13 protein-coding genes and 1 pseudogene are annotated in these 18,583 nt (G+C 69.0%); 10 read left to right on the top strand and 4 right to left on the bottom strand.

Annotation, left to right across the window (positions count from 1 at the left end):
• From trpB to OG579_RS03940, 7 genes and pseudogenes are all read left to right on the top strand, one after another.
• On the top strand, positions 1-1,365 hold the full coding sequence (trpB, locus tag OG579_RS03970) for a tryptophan synthase subunit beta (RefSeq protein WP_328858171.1): 1,365 nt from the start codon (positions 1-3) through the stop codon (positions 1,363-1,365).
• On the top strand, positions 1,362-2,159 hold the full coding sequence (gene trpA, locus OG579_RS03965; RefSeq protein ID WP_045823033.1) for a tryptophan synthase subunit alpha: 798 nt from the start codon (positions 1,362-1,364) through the stop codon (positions 2,157-2,159). The genes trpB and trpA overlap by 4 nt, the downstream gene beginning before the upstream one ends.
• Positions 2,156-3,014 (top strand): annotated as a pseudogene (lgt, locus tag OG579_RS03960) (prolipoprotein diacylglyceryl transferase); the annotation flags it as partial. The gene trpA and the pseudogene lgt, both read left to right, overlap by 4 nt.
• Positions 3,015-3,448: 434 nt before the next feature.
• Positions 3,449-8,035 (top strand): glutamate synthase large subunit, encoded by a 4,587-nt coding sequence (gene gltB, locus OG579_RS03955; RefSeq protein WP_328858170.1) that lies wholly within the window; start codon positions 3,449-3,451, stop codon positions 8,033-8,035.
• Complete coding sequence (locus tag OG579_RS03950; protein ID WP_328858169.1) at positions 8,028-9,545, top strand: glutamate synthase subunit beta; 1,518 nt, start codon at positions 8,028-8,030, stop codon at positions 9,543-9,545. Before gltB ends, OG579_RS03950 begins: the two co-directional genes overlap by 8 nt.
• Before the next feature lie 52 nt (positions 9,546-9,597).
• Entirely contained in the window at positions 9,598-11,016 is a 1,419-nt protein-coding gene (gene pyk, locus OG579_RS03945; protein WP_045823030.1) for a pyruvate kinase, read from the top strand.
• A 114-nt stretch (positions 11,017-11,130) separates the two neighbouring features.
• Positions 11,131-11,997, top strand: a complete 867-nt coding sequence (locus OG579_RS03940) for an acyl-CoA thioesterase (RefSeq protein WP_328859151.1) — start codon at positions 11,131-11,133, stop codon at positions 11,995-11,997.
• Between the two features lie 10 nt (positions 11,998-12,007).
• On the opposite strand, the gene OG579_RS03935 is transcribed toward OG579_RS03940, so the two are convergent.
• Positions 12,008-12,919 (bottom strand): manganese catalase family protein, encoded by a 912-nt coding sequence (locus tag OG579_RS03935; RefSeq protein WP_328858168.1) that lies wholly within the window; start codon positions 12,917-12,919, stop codon positions 12,008-12,010.
• A 464-nt stretch (positions 12,920-13,383) separates the two neighbouring features.
• Here OG579_RS03935 and OG579_RS03930 point away from each other — a divergent pair, with 464 nt between their 5' ends.
• Positions 13,384-14,253 (top strand): SigB/SigF/SigG family RNA polymerase sigma factor, encoded by an 870-nt coding sequence (locus OG579_RS03930; protein WP_328858167.1) that lies wholly within the window; start codon positions 13,384-13,386, stop codon positions 14,251-14,253.
• 15 nt (positions 14,254-14,268) lie between these two features.
• On the opposite strand, the gene OG579_RS03925 is transcribed toward OG579_RS03930, so the two are convergent.
• Complete coding sequence (locus OG579_RS03925; RefSeq protein ID WP_328858166.1) at positions 14,269-15,771, bottom strand: FAD-dependent oxidoreductase; 1,503 nt, start codon at positions 15,769-15,771, stop codon at positions 14,269-14,271.
• A gap of 176 nt (positions 15,772-15,947) precedes the next feature.
• Between OG579_RS03925 and OG579_RS03920 the strand changes: the two genes are divergently transcribed.
• Complete coding sequence (locus OG579_RS03920; RefSeq protein WP_328858165.1) at positions 15,948-16,394, top strand: ATP-binding protein; 447 nt, start codon at positions 15,948-15,950, stop codon at positions 16,392-16,394.
• A gap of 71 nt (positions 16,395-16,465) precedes the next feature.
• On the top strand, positions 16,466-17,497 hold the full coding sequence (locus tag OG579_RS03915) for an iron-containing redox enzyme family protein (RefSeq protein WP_328858164.1): 1,032 nt from the start codon (positions 16,466-16,468) through the stop codon (positions 17,495-17,497).
• Positions 17,498-17,554: 57 nt separating this feature from the next.
• Here the strand turns inward: OG579_RS03915 and OG579_RS03910 are convergent, their stop codons facing one another.
• Positions 17,555-17,725: a CDGSH iron-sulfur domain-containing protein gene (locus OG579_RS03910; protein ID WP_328859150.1), complete on the bottom strand. Its 171-nt coding sequence runs from the start codon at positions 17,723-17,725 to the stop codon at positions 17,555-17,557.
• Between the two features lie 20 nt (positions 17,726-17,745).
• Positions 17,746-18,489: a HemK2/MTQ2 family protein methyltransferase gene (locus tag OG579_RS03905; protein WP_328858163.1), complete on the bottom strand. Its 744-nt coding sequence runs from the start codon at positions 18,487-18,489 to the stop codon at positions 17,746-17,748.
• Positions 18,490-18,583 lie beyond the last annotated feature (94 nt).

Raw genomic sequence — 18,583 nt, 5'->3', positions numbered from 1 at the left:
GTGTCCACCGAGCACGCCGCACGTCCTTTCCCCACCGCCAGCGTGGGCCTGTCCGAGCGCACCGCCTTCGACCCCGACGCCCGCGGATACTTCGGCAGCTTCGGCGGTCGGCACGTGCCCGAGGCCTTGATGGCCGTGATCGACGAGGTCACGACCACCTACGAGAAGGTCCGCAGCGACGACGACTTCCTCGCCGAACTCGACCGCCTGCAGCGCGATTACAGCGGTCGGCCCTCGCCGCTGTTCGAGGCGACACGGCTGAGCGCCGCCGCCGGTGGCGCCCGCATCTTCCTCAAGCGTGAGGACCTGAACCACACCGGTTCGCACAAGATCAACAACGTGATCGGTCAGGCGCTGCTCGCCCAGAGGATGGGCAAGACGCGCGTCATCGCCGAGACCGGTGCCGGTCAGCACGGCGTCGCCACGGCGACCGCCTGCGCGCTGCTCGGCCTCGAGTGCATCGTCTACATGGGTCGCGTCGACACCGAACGCCAGGCGCTCAACGTGGCCCGCATGCGACTTCTCGGTGCGTCGGTCATCGCCGTCGACAACGGTTCGGCCACCCTCAAGGACGCGATCAACGAGGCCATGCGCGACTGGGTCACCAACGCGCACACCACGTATTACTGCTTCGGCACCGCGGCCGGCCCCCATCCGTTCCCGCTGATGGTGCGCGATCTGCAGCGCATCGTCGGACTCGAGGCCCGCGCACAGATCCTCGAACAGACCGGTGCGCTGCCCGACGCCGTCGTGGCCTGCGTCGGCGGCGGATCCAACGCGATCGGCATCTTCCACCCGTTCATCGCCGATGCCGACGTGCGCCTGGTCGGTTTCGAGGCGGCCGGCGACGGCGTCGAGTCCGGACGGCACGCCGCGACCTTCGCCGGCGGCACCCCCGGCGCCTTCCAGGGCGCCTACTCCTACCTGCTGCAGGACGACGACGGCCAGACCATCGAATCGCACTCCATCTCCGCGGGTCTCGACTACCCCGGTGTCGGTCCCGAGCACGCCCACCTGTTGGAGACCGGTCGGGCCGAGTACCGCCCGGTCACCGACACTGCCGCCATGGACGCACTGTCGGTGCTGAGCAAGACCGAGGGCATCATCCCGGCCATCGAGTCCGCCCACGCCGTCGCGGGCGCCATCGAACTCGGCGCCGAACTCGGTGCGGGCGCCGTCATCGTGGTCAACCTGTCCGGCCGCGGGGACAAGGACGTCGACACCGCCGCGCGCTGGTTCGGACTGCTCGACAAGCCGGCCGGCAGCGACGGCAGTGGCACCACCCTCGGCGACCCCTCCAAGGCCGACACCACAGCGGGCACCACGTCCGAGGCGCAGCCGCCGGCCCCGGGCATCACCCCGTGAGCGCGTCGCGCCTGGCCCCGGTCTTCGCGCAGTGCTCGGCCGAGAACCGCAGTGCGCTCATCGGTTATCTGCCCGTCGGCTATCCCGACGTCCCGACCTCGTTGCAGCTGGTGCGCGCCCTGGTGCGATCGGGGTGCGACATCGTCGAACTCGGCATCCCGTATTCCGACCCGGTGATGGACGGGCCGACCATCCAGGACGCCGCCGATACGGCGCTGCGCGCGGGCACCCGGGTCCGCGACGTGTTCGCCGCGGCCGAGGCGGTCGCCGACGCCGGGGGAGCCCCGGTGGTCATGTCGTACTGGAATCCTGTGCTGCGCTACGGGGTCGACGCGTTCGCCCGTGACCTCGCCGCGGCCGGTGGTCGTGGTCTGATCACCCCCAACCTCATCCCGGAGGAGGCCGACGGTTGGTTGGCCGCGGCCGGTGAGCACGACCTCGATCCGATCTTCCTCGTCGCGCCGTCCTCGACGGAGGAACGCCTGGCGATGACCGTCGACTCCAGTCGTGGTTTCGTCTACGCGGCCTCGACGATGGGCGTCACCGGTGCACGCGACGCCGTGTCGAACGCCGCCCCCGGCCTCTGCAAGCGGATCCGCGAACACTCCGACATCCCGATCGGCGTGGGGCTCGGTGTGCGCAGCGGCGCGCAGGCGGCCGAGATCGCCGCCTACGCCGACGGCGTGATCGTCGGATCCGCTCTCGTCAGTGCGGCCGCCGACGGCGTCGAGGCGGTCTCCACGCTCGTCGAGGAGCTGGCCGCGGGAGTGCGTTCGGCTACTGTGGCACGGTGACCGACCCCGCTGTCCTGGCCTACATCCCGAGTCCCTCACAGGGTGTCTGGTACCTCGGTGGTTTCCCGTTACGGGCCTACGCGCTGTGCATCATCGTCGGCATCGTCGTCGCGGTGTGGTGGGGCAGCAAGCGCTGGCAGGCACGCGGTGGCCGCGACGGTGAGGTGCTCGACATCGCGATCTGGGCGGTGCCGTTCGGACTCGTCGGAGGTCGTCTCTACCACCTGGCGACCGACTGGCGGACGTACTTCGGCGACGGCCCGAAGACCCCGATCGACGCCTTCAAGATCTGGGACGGCGGACTCGGCATCTGGGGTGCGGTCCTGTTCGGAGCACTCGGCGCCTGGATCGGGGCGCGCCGCGCCGGCATCTCGCTGCCGGCGATGGGCGACGCGATCGGACCGCCGATCCTGTTGGCGCAGGCCATAGGTCGGTTGGGCAACTACTTCAACCAGGAACTCTACGGCGCGCACACCACGCTGCCGTGGGGCCTGGAGATCTACGAACGCGTCGACCGCAACGGCAATGTCGGGCCCGGGCTCATCGACGGCACGTCGACCGGCACCGTCGTCGACGTCGTGCAACCGACGTTCCTCTACGAGCTGATCTGGAACGTCCTCGTCGTCATCGCACTCGTGGTGATCGACCGCCGGTTCCGCATCGGCCACGGCCGTCTGTTCGCGCTCTACGTCGCCGGGTACTGCGCGGGTCGGTTCTTCATCGAACTGCTCCGTGAGGACCAGGCCACCCACATCTTCGGCATCCGCATCAACGTCTTCACGGCCGCGATCGTCTTCTGTTGCGCGATCGCCTATGTGATGCTCGCCCGCAAGGGCCGCGAATCGCCCGCCGAGATCTATCGCGACGGCGCCGGTCCCGAGTCGACCCCTGTCACCGACGCGTCTGCCGACTCCCCGGCCGCAGACTCGAAGGGCGCAGACTCGAAGGGCGCAGACTCGAAGGGCGCCGACTCCACGGTCACCGAACCCGACGAGATCGACTCCGGTGCCACCGAACCCGTGGTCACCGACCCCGCGGACACCCCGGGGAGCGACGCGGCGCCCGAACCCGACGAGCCCGGCGCCGACAGCACCGACAGCGACGACACCAGCGGTACGCGCACGCCGTCCTGACCGGGCGAAATCCACCCGACGGTGGCGCGACGGCGGTGTTAGCATCGGGATTCGCGAGTCCGTGAGTCGTCCGCGAGCCCGTATCTCCCGCAGGCCGGTGCAGTCCTGAGGACCCATCCCTGATGGCCACCAGGCCTGTCGTGGAGGTTGTCACCGGTGTTGTTCTCCGCATTCCCACCCGCGCAGGGCCTCTACGATCCCGACGCCGAGTCCGATTCGTGCGGCGTCGCGATGGTCTGCGACATCCACGGTCGGCGCTCACACGGCATCGTCTCCGACGCCCTCCTCGCCCTCGAGAACCTCGACCACCGTGGTGCGGCGGGCGCCGAGACCAACAGCGGTGACGGTGCGGGGATCCTGATCCAACTGCCCGACGCCCTCCTGCGTGCGCAGACCGGATTCGACCTTCCCGATCCGGCCCTGTCGGGGGACCACACCTACGCGGCAGGTGTCTGTTTCCTGCCCGTCGAGGTGACCGCGCGCACCGCGGCGATCGCGAGGATCGAGTCGATCGCCGGCGAGGAGGGTGTCACCGTCCTGGGCTGGCGCGACCTGCCGACCGACGCCGACGGGGCCGATCTGGGCGCCACCGCCCGCGGGTGCATGCCGCACATGGCGCAGCTGTTCGTGACGGTCGACACCGCCGAGGGCATGCCCCGGCCGGCGGGGATCGATCTCGATCGCATCGTCTACCCCCTGCGCAAGCGCGCCGAGCAGACCGACGACGTGATCGAATCGCAGGGCAGCGGAGTGTATTTCGCGTCCCTGTCGAGTCGCACCATGGTGTACAAGGGCATGCTCACCACCACCCAGTTGCCGCTGTACTACGCCGACCTGCGCGACGAGCGATGCGAGAGCGCCATCGCCATCGTCCATTCGCGTTTCTCCACCAACACCTTTCCCTCGTGGCCACTCGCGCACCCGTTCCGCTTCGTGGCGCACAACGGCGAGATCAACACCGTCCGCGGCAACCGGAACCGCATGCGCGCACGGGAGGCGATGCTCGACAGCGACCTCATCCCCGGCGATCTGCGGCGACTGTTCCCGATCTGTACCCCCGACGCGTCGGATTCCGCGTCCCTCGACGAGGTCCTCGAACTGCTGCACCTGGGCGGTCGCAGCGTCGCGCACAGCGTGATGATGATGGTCCCCGAGGCCTGGGAGAACGTCGCCGACATGGACCCCGACCGGCGGGCGTTCTGCCAGTTCCACGGATCGCTGATGGAGGCATGGGACGGCCCCGCGTGCGTCACCTTCACCGACGGCACCGTGGTCGGTGCGGTGCTCGACCGCAACGGGTTGCGCCCCGGCCGGTGGTGGCAGACCCGCAGTGGCCGTGTGGTGCTCGCGTCGGAGTCCGGTGTCCTCGACGTCGCGAAAGACGACGTCGTCGCCAAGGGACGCCTCGAGCCCGGTCGGATGTTCCTCGTCGACACCGCCATCGGTCGCATCGTGGGCGACGAGGAGATCAAGTCCGATCTCATCACCGCCGCGCCCTACGCCGAATGGCTGCACGCCGGACTCCTCGAGATCGCCACCCTTCCCGACCGACCTCGCTTCGTCCCCACCCACGAGTCGGTCGTGCGCAGGCAGGTGTCGTTCGGGTACACCGAGGAAGACCTGCGAATCCTGTTGACGCCCATGGCCGCCGGGGGTACCGAACCACTCGGGTCGATGGGCACCGACACCCCGGTCGCGGTGCTCTCCCGCCGGTCACGGCTGCTCTACGACTATTTCGTCGAACTCTTCGCGCAGGTCACCAACCCGCCGCTCGACGCGATCCGCGAGGAGATCGTCACGTCGATGGCGCGGGTCATGGGCCCCGAACACAACCTCTTGCAGCCCTCGGCGGCGTCGTGCCGACAGATCGTGCTGCCGTGGCCGGTCCTCGACAACGACGAGCTGGCCAAGATCGTGCACATCGACGACGACGGCAATCACCGAGGGTTGTCGGCCCGTTTCCTGCGGGCGCACTTCGAGATCGGCGGCGGCGGTGAGGCACTCGCCCGCGCCCTCGACGATCTGCGGAACCGCGCGTCCGCGGCCATCGCCGACGGGCACTCCACCCTGGTGATCAGCGACCGCGAGGCCGATCGCGACCATGCCCCGATCCCGTCACTGCTCGCGGTCTCGGCGGTCCACCATCATCTGGTGCGCACCAAGGAGCGCACGCGGGTCGCGCTGGTGGTCGAGACCGGTGACGCCCGCGAGGTGCACCATGTGGCGCTGTTGATCGGATTCGGGGCCGCGGCGGTGAACCCGTACCTGGCGTTCGAGTCCATCGAGGACCTCATCCGCGAGGGTGAGCTGACCGGCGTCGCCCCCACCGGAGCCGTGCGCAACTACCTGCTGGCCCTGGGCAAGGGTGTGCTCAAGGTGATGAGCAAGATGGGCATCTCCACCGTCAGCTCCTACACCGGCGCACAGTGTTTCGAGGCTGTCGGCCTGTCGTCGGATCTCGTGGCCGAGTACTTCACGCGCACGGTGTCGCGGATCGAGGGTGTCGGGCTTGCCGAACTGGCCGAGGAGGTGGCGATCCGACACCGCCGCGCCTTCCCCGACAACCCCACCGAGCAGGTCTTCCGTCGCCTCGACGTCGGTGGCGAGTACCAGTTCCGCCGCGAGGGCGAGCTGCACCTGTTCACCCCCGAGACCGTCTTCCTGCTGCAGCACGCGACCGCCAGTGGCAAACAGGAGGTGTACCGGCGCTACTGCGACGAGGTGAACCGCCTCTCCGCCGAGGGTGGCACGCTGCGTGGCCTGTTCGATTTCGTCGCGGCCGGCGACGGCGCGGGTGGCCGTTCGCCGGTACCGATCGACGAGGTCGAGTCGGTGGAGTCGATCATGACCCGGTTCAACACCGGGGCGATGAGCTACGGGTCGATCTCCGCCGAGGCCCACGAGACGATGGCCATCGCGATGAACCGGATCGGCGGACGGTCGAACTCCGGCGAGGGCGGCGAGGACACCGACCGGCTGTACGACCCGGCGCGGCGCAGCGCCGTCAAGCAGGTCGCCTCCGGTCGATTCGGGGTGACCAGCGACTACCTCACCAACGCGACCGACATCCAGATCAAGATGGCCCAGGGTGCGAAACCCGGTGAGGGCGGGCAACTCCCGGCGTACAAGGTGTACCCGTGGATCGCGAAGACCCGGCATTCCACGCCCGGTGTCGCGCTCATCTCACCGCCCCCGCACCACGACATCTACTCGATCGAGGACCTCGCGCAGCTCATCCACGACCTCAAGAACGCCAACTCCGACGCGCGCATCCACGTGAAGCTCGTCTCGGCCGTCGGTGTGGGCACGGTCGCGGCGGGGGTGTCGAAGGCCCACGCCGACGTCGTGTTGATCTCCGGTCACGACGGCGGGACCGGCGCCTCGCCCCTGACCTCGCTGAAACACGCGGGCACACCGTGGGAGATCGGTCTGGCCGACGCACAGCAGACGTTGATGCTCAACGGGTTACGCGACCGCATCACCGTCCAGTGCGACGGCGCCCTGCGGACCGGCCGCGACGTGATGGTGGCCGCGCTCCTCGGGGCCGAGGAGTTCGGCTTCTCCACCGCGCCGCTCATCGTGGCCGGCTGCATCATGATGCGTGTCTGCCACCTCGACACCTGTCCGGTCGGGGTCGCCACACAGAACCCGGTGCTGCGTGCGCGGTTCACCGGCCAGGCCGACCACATCGTGAACTTCTTCCGCTTCATCGCCCAGGACGTCCGCGAACACCTCGCGATGCTCGGGTTCCGGTCGATCGACGAGGCCGTCGGGCGGGCCGACGTGTTGCACACCGCCGACGGTGTGGCGCACTGGAAGAGCAGGGGCATCGACCTGTCGCCGATCTTCGCGATGCCCGACGTCCCCGGCGCCCGCCGCCGGACCGGCGAGCAGCACCACGCGCTCGACAAGGCCCTCGACCAGACGCTCATCCAGCTCGCCGAGGGGGCACTCGAGGACGCGCACCCGGTCACCCTCGACCTGCCGGTCCGCAACGTGAACCGGACCGTGGGCACGCTGCTCGGCGCCGAGGTCACGCGGCGCTACGGTGCGGCGGGGCTCGCCGCCGACACCATCAGGGTGAACCTGACCGGTTCGGCCGGACAGTCGCTCGGTGCGTTCCTCCCGCCGGGTGTCACGATCGACCTGCGTGGCGACGCCAACGACTACGTGGGGAAGGGGATCTGCGGGGGCAGCGTGATCGTGCGGCCCGATCCCGACGCGTCGTTCGTCGCCGAGGACCAGGTGATCGCCGGCAACACCCTGCTCTACGGGGCCACCTCGGGAGAGGTCTACCTGCGCGGCCGTGTGGGCGAACGGTTCTCGGTGCGCAACTCCGGTGCCACCGCCGTGGTCGAGGGCGTGGGTGACCACGCGTGTGAGTACATGACCGGGGGACGGGTGGTGATCCTCGGACCCACCGGACGCAACATGGCCGCGGGGATGTCGGGCGGTATCGCATTCGTACACGATCTCGATCCGGCGAAGGTCAACCGCGCGATGGTCGCGCTGCAGCGGCCCGACCCCGACGACCTCGCCTGGCTGCGCGAGACGATCTCCCGGCACACGGCGCTGACCGGGTCGGGTGTCGGTGCGTCCCTGCTCGCCGACTGGCCCCGGCGGTCGCAGGCGTTCACGAAGGTGATGCCGACGGATTACCAGCGCGTGCTCGATGCCGCGCGGATGGCACAGGCGGAGGGTCGCGACGTCGACTCGGCGATCATGGAGGCGGCACGTGGCTGACGCACGCGGATTCCTGACCGTCGGCAAGCGCGAGGACCGCGCCCGGCCGGCGACCGAGCGGGTGCACGACTGGGCCGACGTCTACGAGCACCCCGATCCGCTCGCCCTGCGCGCGGAGGTCTCCGAGCAGGCGCGGCGATGCATGGACTGCGGCATCCCGTTCTGCCACTCCGGCGGGGCGGGATGCCCGCTGGGCAACCTCATCCCGGAGTGGAACGACCTGGTTCGTCGACAGCGGTGGGACGCCGCCGCCGACCGCCTGCACGCGACCAACAACTTCCCCGAGTTCACCGGCAAGATCTGTCCCGCGCCGTGCGAGTCGGCGTGCGTCCTGTCGATCTCGGACGAGACGACCGGCGGCAGCGTCACCATCAAACGCATCGAGAAGACGATCGCCGAGGTGGCCTGGCAGGAGGGCATGGTCGAGCCCAAGATGCCCGCGGTGCGATCGGGCCGATCGGTGGCCGTGGTCGGTTCGGGTCCCGCCGGGCTCGCCGCCGCCCAACAGCTGACCCGCGCCGGGCACGACGTCACCGTCTACGAACGCGACGACCGCCTCGGCGGTCTGCTGCGGTACGGCATCCCCGAGTACAAGCTGCAGAAGTCCGACATCGACCGGCGGTTGGCGCAGATGCGCGCCGAGGGCACCGAGTTCCGGACCGGCGTCGACGTCGGCGTCGATCTCGGCGTCGCCGATCTGCGCGACCGACACGACGCGGTCGTCCTCGCGGTGGGGGCGCTCGCGGCACGCGACAACGTGGTCCCCGGACGCGAACTCGACGGGGTCCATCTGGCGATGGAGCACCTCGTGCCCGCCAACCGTGAGTGCGAGGGCGACGGACCCAGTCCGATCACCGCGCGTGGCAAGCACGTGGTGATCATCGGTGGCGGTGACACCGGTGCCGATTGTCTGGGCACCGCGCACCGTCAGGGTGCGGCGTCGGTGACCCAGCTCGACTACAACCCCGAACTCCCGCGCAGCCGCGACGACGGACTGTCGCCGTGGCCCACCTGGCCGTTGGTCATGCGGACGTCGTCGTCGCACCACGAGGGCGGCGACCGCCGATATCAGGTCGCGGTGCAGCGGTTCCGTGGGAACGCCGCAGGACACGTCACCCACCTGGTGCTGGCCGAGGTGGAGGTCCGGCGCGACGGCGACGGAGGACGCACGGTGGTCCCGGTCGGCGACGACTTCGAGATCGCCTGCGATCTCGCGTTGTTCGCGATCGGCTTCGAGGGGGTGGAACCGATGGCGCTGCTCGACGACCTCGGCCTGTCGACAACCGCCCGCGGCACACTCTCCTGCGGCAGCGGGTGGCAGACCACGACCGAGGGTGTGTTCGTCTGCGGCGACGCGCACCGCGGCGCGTCGCTGGTGGTGTGGGCGATCGCCGAGGGACGGGCCGCGGCACGCGGTGTCGACGAATTCCTCATGGGCGCCTCCGATCTGCCGGCTCCGGTGCATCCGGGTGCGCTCCCGCTGTCGACCGCGAGTCTTTCCGCGAGATGACATGTTGGCGCAGTGATGGAGTTGGCCGGACGGGGAGACTAGGCTCGGCCGGGTGAATCGCCGTACCAAGATCGTCTGCACACTGGGCCCTGCGACCGATTCGGCGGAGCGCGTTCGAGAACTCGTCGAGAGCGGCATGGACGTCGCGCGCCTGAACTTCAGTCACGGAAGCCACGCCGATCACCAGGCGATGTACGAGCGGGTCCGTGAGGCCTCCGACATCACCGGGCGCGCCGTCGGCATCCTCGCCGATCTCCAGGGACCGAAGATCCGTCTCGGGCGCTTCGCGCAGGGCCGTACCGAGTGGGCGACCGGCGAGCAGGTCCGGATCACCGTCGACGAGATCGAGGGAACCCACGACCGCGTGTCGACGACGTACAAGGAACTCGCGGTCGACGCCCAGCCCGGCGACCGACTGCTCGTCGACGACGGCAAGGTGGGACTCACCGTCGTCGACGTCGACGGCAACGACGTCGTCTGCCGGGTGACCGAGGGCGGTCCGGTCAGCAACAACAAGGGCGTGTCGCTGCCCGGCATGAACGTGTCGGTGCCGGCGATGTCCGACAAGGACACCGCCGACCTGGAGTTCGCGCTGGCGCTCGGTGTCGACCTCATCGCCCTGTCGTTCGTGCGCTCACCGTCCGACATCGAGCTCGTGCACGAGGTGATGGACCGCGTCGGCCGCAGGGTGCCCGTCATCGCCAAGCTCGAGAAGCCCGAGGCCATCGACAACCTCGAGGCCGTCGTGCTGGCGTTCGACGCCGTGATGGTCGCCCGCGGCGACCTCGGTGTGGAACTGCCGCTCGAGGAGGTACCCCTGGTGCAGAAGCGGGCCATCCAGATGGCGCGCGAGAACGCCAAGCCGGTCATCGTCGCGACCCAGATGCTCGAGTCGATGATCGAGAACTCGCGGCCCACGCGGGCCGAGGCGTCCGATGTCGCCAACGCCGTGCTCGACGGCGCCGACGCGGTCATGCTCTCGGGCGAGACGTCGGTCGGCAAGTACGTGATGGAGACCGTCCGCACGATGGCCCGGATCGTCAACGCCGTCGAGAACAGCACGCGCGCGGTCCCGCCGTTGAGCCACGTCCCGCGCACCAAGCGCGGCATCATCTCCTACGCGGCCCGCGACATCGGTGAACGTCTCGACGCCAAGGCGCTCGTCGCGTTCACACAGTCCGGCGACACCGTTCGCCGACTCGCGCGTCTGCACACGCGGTTGCCGCTGCTGGCGTTCACGCCGCTCCCGGAGGTGCGCAGCCAGTTGGCGATGAGCTGGGGGACCGAGACGTTCCTGGTCGACCCCGTCGAGAGCACCGACGCGATGATCCGCCAGGTCGATTCCTCGCTGCTGCGGATCGGCCGCCTCAACGTCGGCGATCAGGTGGTGATCGTGGCGGGTGCACCTCCCGGTACGGTCGGGTCCACCAACCTGATCCATGTGCACCGCATCGGTGAAGAGGATCACTGAGGGTGAGAACCGCAGCGTTCTGACCTGAATTTCATCCCGGGGGAACTCGGTCCGGCGTGGGAGTCGGCGCCGAGCGGGATGCATCGACGAGGGGGCCGTGCAGTGGAAGTGACCATGCAGAGTGATCTCGACAAGCTTCTCGGCCTGTTCGATCTGACCGACGCCGGCGACGACGTGTTCGTGGGGCAACACCCCGAACAGAAGACCGCCCGCACCTTCGGTGGACAGCTCCTCGCCCAGGGCGTCATCGCCGCCGGACGCACCATCGCGAAGGGTTCGCCGCCCGTCCACGCGCTGCACGCGCATTTCATCCGTGGCGGCGATGTCGAGCGACCCATCCACTATCACGTGCACCGTTCCCGGGACGCCCGGAGTTTCGCCAACCGGCAGGTCACCGCGATGCAGGGCGACGCCGAGGTCTTCACGATGCTGGTCGCGTTCCAGGACAGCTCGGCCGGCCTCGAGCACGCCGTGTCGACTCCCGAGGTGCCCTATCCCGACGAGTTGCCGCCGCTCGGCGAGCACTTCAAGGGCTACGAGGACCGCATCGCCGCGTTCGTCGACGCACTGCACCCGATCGACATCCGGTTCGCCAACGACCCGACGTGGAAGGCCCGTGAGACCGGTGAGCGGTTGGAGCAGAACCGCGTGTGGATGCGCGCCGACGGCACTCTTCCGGACAATCCGCTGCTCCATGTCGCGACCATGGCCTACGCCTCCGACACCACCGTGCTCGACTCGATCATCACCACCCACGGCCTGTCCTGGGGCATCGACCGATTGTTCGCCGCCACCGTCAACCACTCGATGTGGTTCCACCGCGACTTCCGGTTCGACGAGTGGATGCTCTACGCCACCGAATCGCCGGTCGCCGCCGGATCCCGCGGCCTCGCCTCGGGTCGCTTCTTCACCCTCGACGGGACATTGGCGACCACGGTCGTGCAGGAGGCACTGATCAAGCATTTCCCCGCCCGGGACTGACCGCCGGAGCTCAGTTCTTGTCCGGGTCCACGGCGTCCTTGATCTTGCCGAGCATGCCTTTCTCGGTACCGAGGGCAGGCGTGCGCGGTTCACCCATCGCCCCGTCGTAGGTGGCGTAGAGCTTCGGGTCCGGCGGCGGCCCGGCCTGGGCGGACCCCAAGGGGACCGGGTCGGCGAGGAAGCCGTTCTCATGACGCCCGTCGGCCGCTACGCCGTACGCCCACCGGCCCTTGTCCGCATCGGCGCCGTCGGACAGGTGCCACAGGCTGGTGGCGTGTTCGGCGTGTTCGACGTCCATCAGGTCGTTCGGGACGATGGTGTCCTCGAGCCCGTCGGCTTTGAGCTCCTCGATCGCGGCGAGCCACAGATTCTGGTGATAGGTGTCGCGGGCCAGGTTGAACTTCAACATGTCCTTCACGCCGGGGTCGTCGGTCATGTGATAGAGCCGAGCGGTCTGCAGCCGCCCGTGTGACTCGATCGCCACGTTGGATCGGAAGTCCGCCAACATGTTTCCGCTCGCAACGATGTAACCACCGCTCCAGGGGACCCCGTTGCTGTTGGCGAGCATCGCCCCGCCACCGGCCACGATCGCCTGCTGCGGGTCCATCCCGCCCATGACCGCTGCGACGACCGGGTCACCCGCGGCGTTCTTCGTCGAATCGGTGGCCGGAGCGCCCTCGAGCAGACGGGCGATCATCGTCGCGATCATCTCGACGTGACCGATCTCCTCGGTGGCGACGTCCATGATGAGGTCCTTGTACTTGCCCTTGAGGCGGCAGTTCCAGCCCTGCATGAGGTACTGCATGGTCACGGTCATCTCCCCGAAGGTGCCGCCGATGAGTTCCTGCAGTTTGTGGGCGTAGACCGGGTCCGGCTTCTCCGGGGCCACGTCGAATTGCAGATGGTCGGTGTGTCGGAACATGGGAGACCTCTCGTCGGCAGGGGCCGTGGGCCCCCGAATCCTTCTGTGCACAGCCAGAATTCGGCGTGATCGCGATGTGGTGCTCGGCTACGGTCTCTGCCGGTCGTTCTCTGTGGGGGTGCCCCGCATGGAAGGGGTCCCAAACCTCTCCGAGCCTGCGGAGGTCGCATACGCGCTGCTTCTCGGCTGCGGTCGACGTCGTGCGCGACACGATGCCCGATGGTGATCGGTCACGAAGTCGGAGCCGATGGGGCCTGCTGTCCGTCGACGCCCCATCGGTCTCGGGGGTGGTCATCTCGGCGCAGGCATGGCACGATCAGCAGTACGTGCGGACCGGTTGAGGCGTGAGCCCCTTCGTACAGCTCAGGGCCCTCGGGTGGTGTCGAATCCAGTGACCCCCGTCCCGCTTCGTAGAACTCGATGCGGATGTGCCCACCTCCCTCCTCTGTGTGACGAGGTGATCCATGCACCCCGACTACTCCTCCCCGTCGACGACATCCCCGCAGCCGCTCCCCGCGCCCGCACGGCTCCATGGCCGTCGTGAGCGTGGACGACCGCGCCGCGACGACGACTACGCCGACGTGGCGCACCGTATCGCCGCGTTGGCGCAGCTGGACGGTGGGTCGCACGAATTCATCTGCGCGAGAGACGATGTGATCGCACGGTGTCTGCCGTTGGCGGACAACGTCGCCCGTCGGTTCGGAGGGCGGGGTGAGGCGTTCGACGATCTCGTCCAGGTCGCCCGCCTCGGGTTGGTCAACGCGGTCGACCGGTTCGATCCCGCACGTGGCTCCGATTTCCTGTCGTTCGCCGTGCCCACCGTGATGGGTGAGGTACGGCGCCACTTCCGGGATTCCACGTGGTCTCTTCGTGTCCCACGGCGGACGAAGGAGAACTACATGCAGATCGCGAAGGTCTCCGATGCCATGTTGCAGCGGTTGGGCCGCGCGCCTCGGCCCAGTGAGATCGCCGTCGAGATGGATCTCGACCTCGATGCGGTGGTCGACGGCCTCGTCGCCCGGTCGGCGTACCACGCGGGCTCCATCGACGCCGAGATCACCAGCGATGCGTCCACCATGCGTTTACAGGACACACTGGGCGACATCGACGAACGCATGGGTGCTGTCGAACATGTCGCCACGCTGCGGCCCGCGCTCGCACGGCTGACCGATCGAGAGCGCCAGATCGTCGGGCTCCGTTTCTTCGGTTCGATGTCGCAGTCGCAGATCGCCGAGCGCATCGGCATATCGCAGATGCATGTCTCGCGGATCCTCTCGAAGACACTGGCCGCGCTGCGAGCAGATCTCGACGACGCAGCCCTCGACGGCGTCTGACGGCCTCCGAGCGCCTCACATCGCGGTGAGGGGGGACGTCGCCGGCCCCTCCAGGACCGCGCCGTCGGCGGCGAATCGTGAACCGTGCAGGGGGCAGTCCCACGACTTCTCCGCGTCGTTCCACTCCACGATCCCGAAGAGGTGCGGGCAGACGGGGGAGACGGTGTGTGTCGCACCCTCCACGGTGCACGCCGCGATGGGCTTACCGCCACGATGTCCGGTCCGCGCCTCGCCCTCCCGGGGCGTTCCCGGACCGGTCGAGGTGGCCACTTTCGCCCATCCGCGGGCCATGTGCAGGCCCACCGAGGCGTTGGCCGACGCGGCCGAAGGAAGCGACAACGCCTGAGAGGGACGCGAATTCCGGAACGTCCGCGCCCAGTCGATGTCGCCGCCCAGCAGGTGGGCCGACATCGCCAGGCCCGCGGCGACGGCGTTGGTCATTCCCCACTTCGCGTATCCCGTCGCGACCAGCACCCGGTCGGTTCCGGGAAGAACCGGGCCCACGTAGGGCAGCTGGTCGAAGGAGCTGTAGTCCTGCGCCGACCAGCGAGCGTGCAGCCGTGCCGACGGGAAGGTCCGCCGCGTCCACGTCAGGAGATCGTCGACGTGCGACCGTTCGGATCCACCGCGTGCGACCTCGTGCCCGAAACCGCCGACCAGCAGAAAGGTCCTCCCGTCAGAGCGTGTGGCGTACCGCAGCGACACCGACGGCGAATCGGCCCCGAGGTACATCGATCGCGGCATCGGTTCGTCGATCTCGAAGGCTCCGGCGTACGACCGCTGCGCGGTGAGGCGCGCGAAATGGGCGCCGCGGTCGAGGATCGGGCTGCCGGTCGCCACCACGACCGAGCCCCCGCTCACCTGCCCGCGGTCGGTGCTGACGGTCAGGTCGCCGCGACTCGTCAGTGCCGGACGCAGCAGGCTCGTCCCCGTCACCCGCACCCCCTCGATGACAGTGCCGCCCCGGCGGCGGACCTCGTCGGCCAGCGCGTCGAGCAGGGGCATGGGGTCGAGTTGCGCCTGATCGGCGAGTTCGACGGCTGCCTGCACGGCGAACGGGAGTTCGGTGTGGTCGATGAGAGCGACATCGAGACCCGCCTCACGGGCCACACGGAACTCTGATCGGACCGTTTTCGCGCCATCGGCACCGGCGGCAAAGGTGATCGCCGACTCCCGGTCCACGTCGACGCCGCTGTCGGCGCAATAGCGCAGCAGCCACTCCATTCCCTCACGATTCGCCGCCACGTAGTCGTTCACCGCCCGCATCCCGTGATGCGACGCGATCGACGACAGTCGCGTTCCCTGCAGCAGGCTCACCTTCCCGGTCGTGTTGCCGGTGGTGACCGCGCCCCGGTGGCGTGCCTCCAGAACCGCCACCGTCGCACCGGAACGTGCGAGCAGGACCGCGGTGACCAGGCCCGTGATCCCCGCGCCGATGACGACGTGGTCGTATCGCGCGCCCCGGGCCAGGTCCGTCGTCGGCTCCGGGGACCGATCCTGCAACCACAATGACGTCATCTGATGCCTCTCGCCGAATCGGATCTGTCTCCGCTGCGACTACCCGCCACGAGCGTGATCGAAACGGTGTGCCGACCGGCACCCCCGGGCGCCGCTGATCCGGTGGGGCGTTTGAGGTCGGTGCCGGCGGGATACCCGGGGATGCGGTGGTCGGTGAATCGACGTCAGGAGTGATCGTGGTCCACGCGAGCGAGGTCGATCGGGTGTCGGCGCGGCAGGCGGTCCCCGCGCAACTGGTCGTCGGCGCGTCGTTGTCGAACCTGACGGTCATCCGGTCGGTGGTGGAGAGCGTTCTGCTGACCGCGGACTTCTCGATCGCCGATGTCTCCGACGTCGTCCTCGGGGTCGACGAGATCGCCACCCAGATCATCACGCGCTCGCGCGAGACCGACACGGTGGGTTGCTCGCTCCTGGCCGTTCCGGCGGGTGTCGCCGTGGAGGTACGCGGCGTGTTGCGGTCTGCGTCGACACTGTCGACAGATGGATTCGGATGGCATGTCGTGCGGACCGTCGCCGATTCGGTCACCATCGACGTGGCAGGGGTCGCCCCCGACCGTGAGGTGCTGGTGCGACTGGCCAAGTCGCGGTGCACGGAGACGAAACCCACCGCGCCGGCGCTGTGAGCTGGGCGGGGTTTGAGATGTCGTCGCACGGGCTATCCGGCACACCTGTGCCGTCAACAACAGGAGAATGCGTGAGCATCGCGATCCACGAATCGGTCCGGTCCACCGGTCCGGCCCTGCCGGCAGGACGCGGCGCGCTGTCGTCGGAGGTGGTCGAACTCCTCGGGGGCTCGCGACCGGACGCCGACGCACCGTCGCCGGTCACACTCGCCGCGGTCGCCGAGGCCGACCCGTACGGCGTCGACCTCCACCTCGCCCTCTACACCTGCTACGAACTGCACTACCGCGGCTTCTCGGGCGTCGATCCCGAATGGGAGTGGGACCCGGGACTCCTGGGCCTGCGTCGCCACCTCGAGGAGCGTTTCCGCTCCGCCCTCGATGTCGACATCGCGCCGATCGGTCCCGACGACGACGTCGACCGCGAGATGTCGGAGATGTCGGTCGAACCCATCGACGGCACCGGACCCTCCTATTTCCTCCGCGACGAGGGCACCTGGACACAGATGCGTGAGTACCTCGCGGTGCGGTCGCTCTATCACCTCAAGGAGGCCGACCCGCACGCCTGGGCGATCCCGCGCCTCACCGGGCGGAGCAAGGCGGCATTCGTCGCCGTCGAGTTCGACGAGTACGGCGGCGGGCGGGGCGACCGTATGCACCAGCAGTTGTTCGCCGACCTCATGGACGCCGCGGGACTCGACTCCACCTACCTCGGGTACCTCGACCGCGCGCCCGCGCAGGCCCTGGTGACGGTGAACCTCATGTCGATGATCGGCCTGCACCGGGCACTGCGCGGCGCATCGGTGGGACATCTGGCCGCCACCGAGATCACCTCGTCGCCCGGTTCACGTCGTCTCGCCGAGGCGATGGATCGCCTGGGGGCGCCGGCCGCATGCGCGGCGTTCTATCGCGAACACGTCGAGGCCGACGCGGTGCACGAACAGGTGATGCGCACCGACGTGGTCGGAGACCTCATCACCCACGAACCCGATCTGCACGACGACGTCCTGTTCGGCATGCGCGCGTTCGACCTCGTCGAGGGTCGGCTGGCCGACCACATGATGGAGTCGTGGCAACGCGGGGACGCAGCCATCGACATCGACTGAGCGACAACGGGTCCGACTGATCGGGTTTGAGCCGCAGCACCGGCGGGTGCGGCGGCCTCACTCGACGGCGCGCGCCCGTCGCCGATGGCTGGTGTCGCACAGGGGAAAGGTCTTGCTCCGTTTGCAGGCGCAGATCGCGACCAGGAACCGATCCGACTCGACGACGGCCCCGTCGGGCATCTCGATGCGTACCGGGCCCTCCACCATCACCGGGCCCCCGGGCACCATCCGCACCGTCCGACGTTCGGTCACCGTCGCCCCCGCACGACCGCGAGCATCTCCGACCGCGCCGCGGGCGGCAGAAGCCCACGGCGGCTCAACCATTCGGCTCGCTCCCGCAACACGGGTCCGAGAGGTATGTGACCGTGGGCCACGGTCTCGGCGTCGATCCCACCGTCGCGGAGCATCGCCAAGGTCCTGTCCACACCGGATGTCTCCGAGTGCACGAACAGACACACTCCCTCCGCCGCCAGCAGACCCGGAACGGCACGGCACAGCGGATCGAGAACCGAGCGACCGTCGGTGCCGGCATCCCACGCGGTCGCCGTCATGTCGCCGCCGGTGACCACGCCGGCCGCTCCATCCGGCGCCGGGACGTACGGCGGATTGCTGAGCACCACGTCGAAGGGCCCTGCGGCGAGCGCCTCGTCGATCGAACCCCGCCGGGCGTCGACCACGACCCCGGCGTCGGCGGCGTTGACCGCCGTACTGCGCACCGCCTCGGGGTTGATGTCGAAGGCGACCACCTCTCGCGCGCCGAGACAGGCCGCGGCGATGCCGATGACACCGCTGCCGCAACACAGATCGAGAACACGTCGACCCGCGATGACGTCGGTCTCGGCCCGCATGACCTCGATCAGGAGGAACGAGTCGTCCTGCGGCGCGTAGACCGAGTCGCCGAGCGTGAACTCGTGGGGGAGCAGCCCCTCCGTCGGCGGTGCGACGGCCGCGGAGCGTACAGACGCCCCCGCGGGCGCGAGCAGATCGGTCACGTGGGTGGTGTGTGAGGGGAGGAGGGGGTTGAGGAGCACTGTCACCTCTGACGTCGACGTCCACGATGCCGTTGCCGCGACACCCGTGCGAACC

This window comes from Williamsia herbipolensis (assembly GCF_036153515.1).
In the GTDB taxonomy this organism is placed as follows: Bacteria; Actinomycetota; Actinomycetes; order Mycobacteriales; family Mycobacteriaceae; genus Williamsia_A; species Williamsia_A herbipolensis.
Note: the sequence above shows the minus strand (reverse complement) of the source record. Positions and strands in the feature narration are given on the sequence as shown.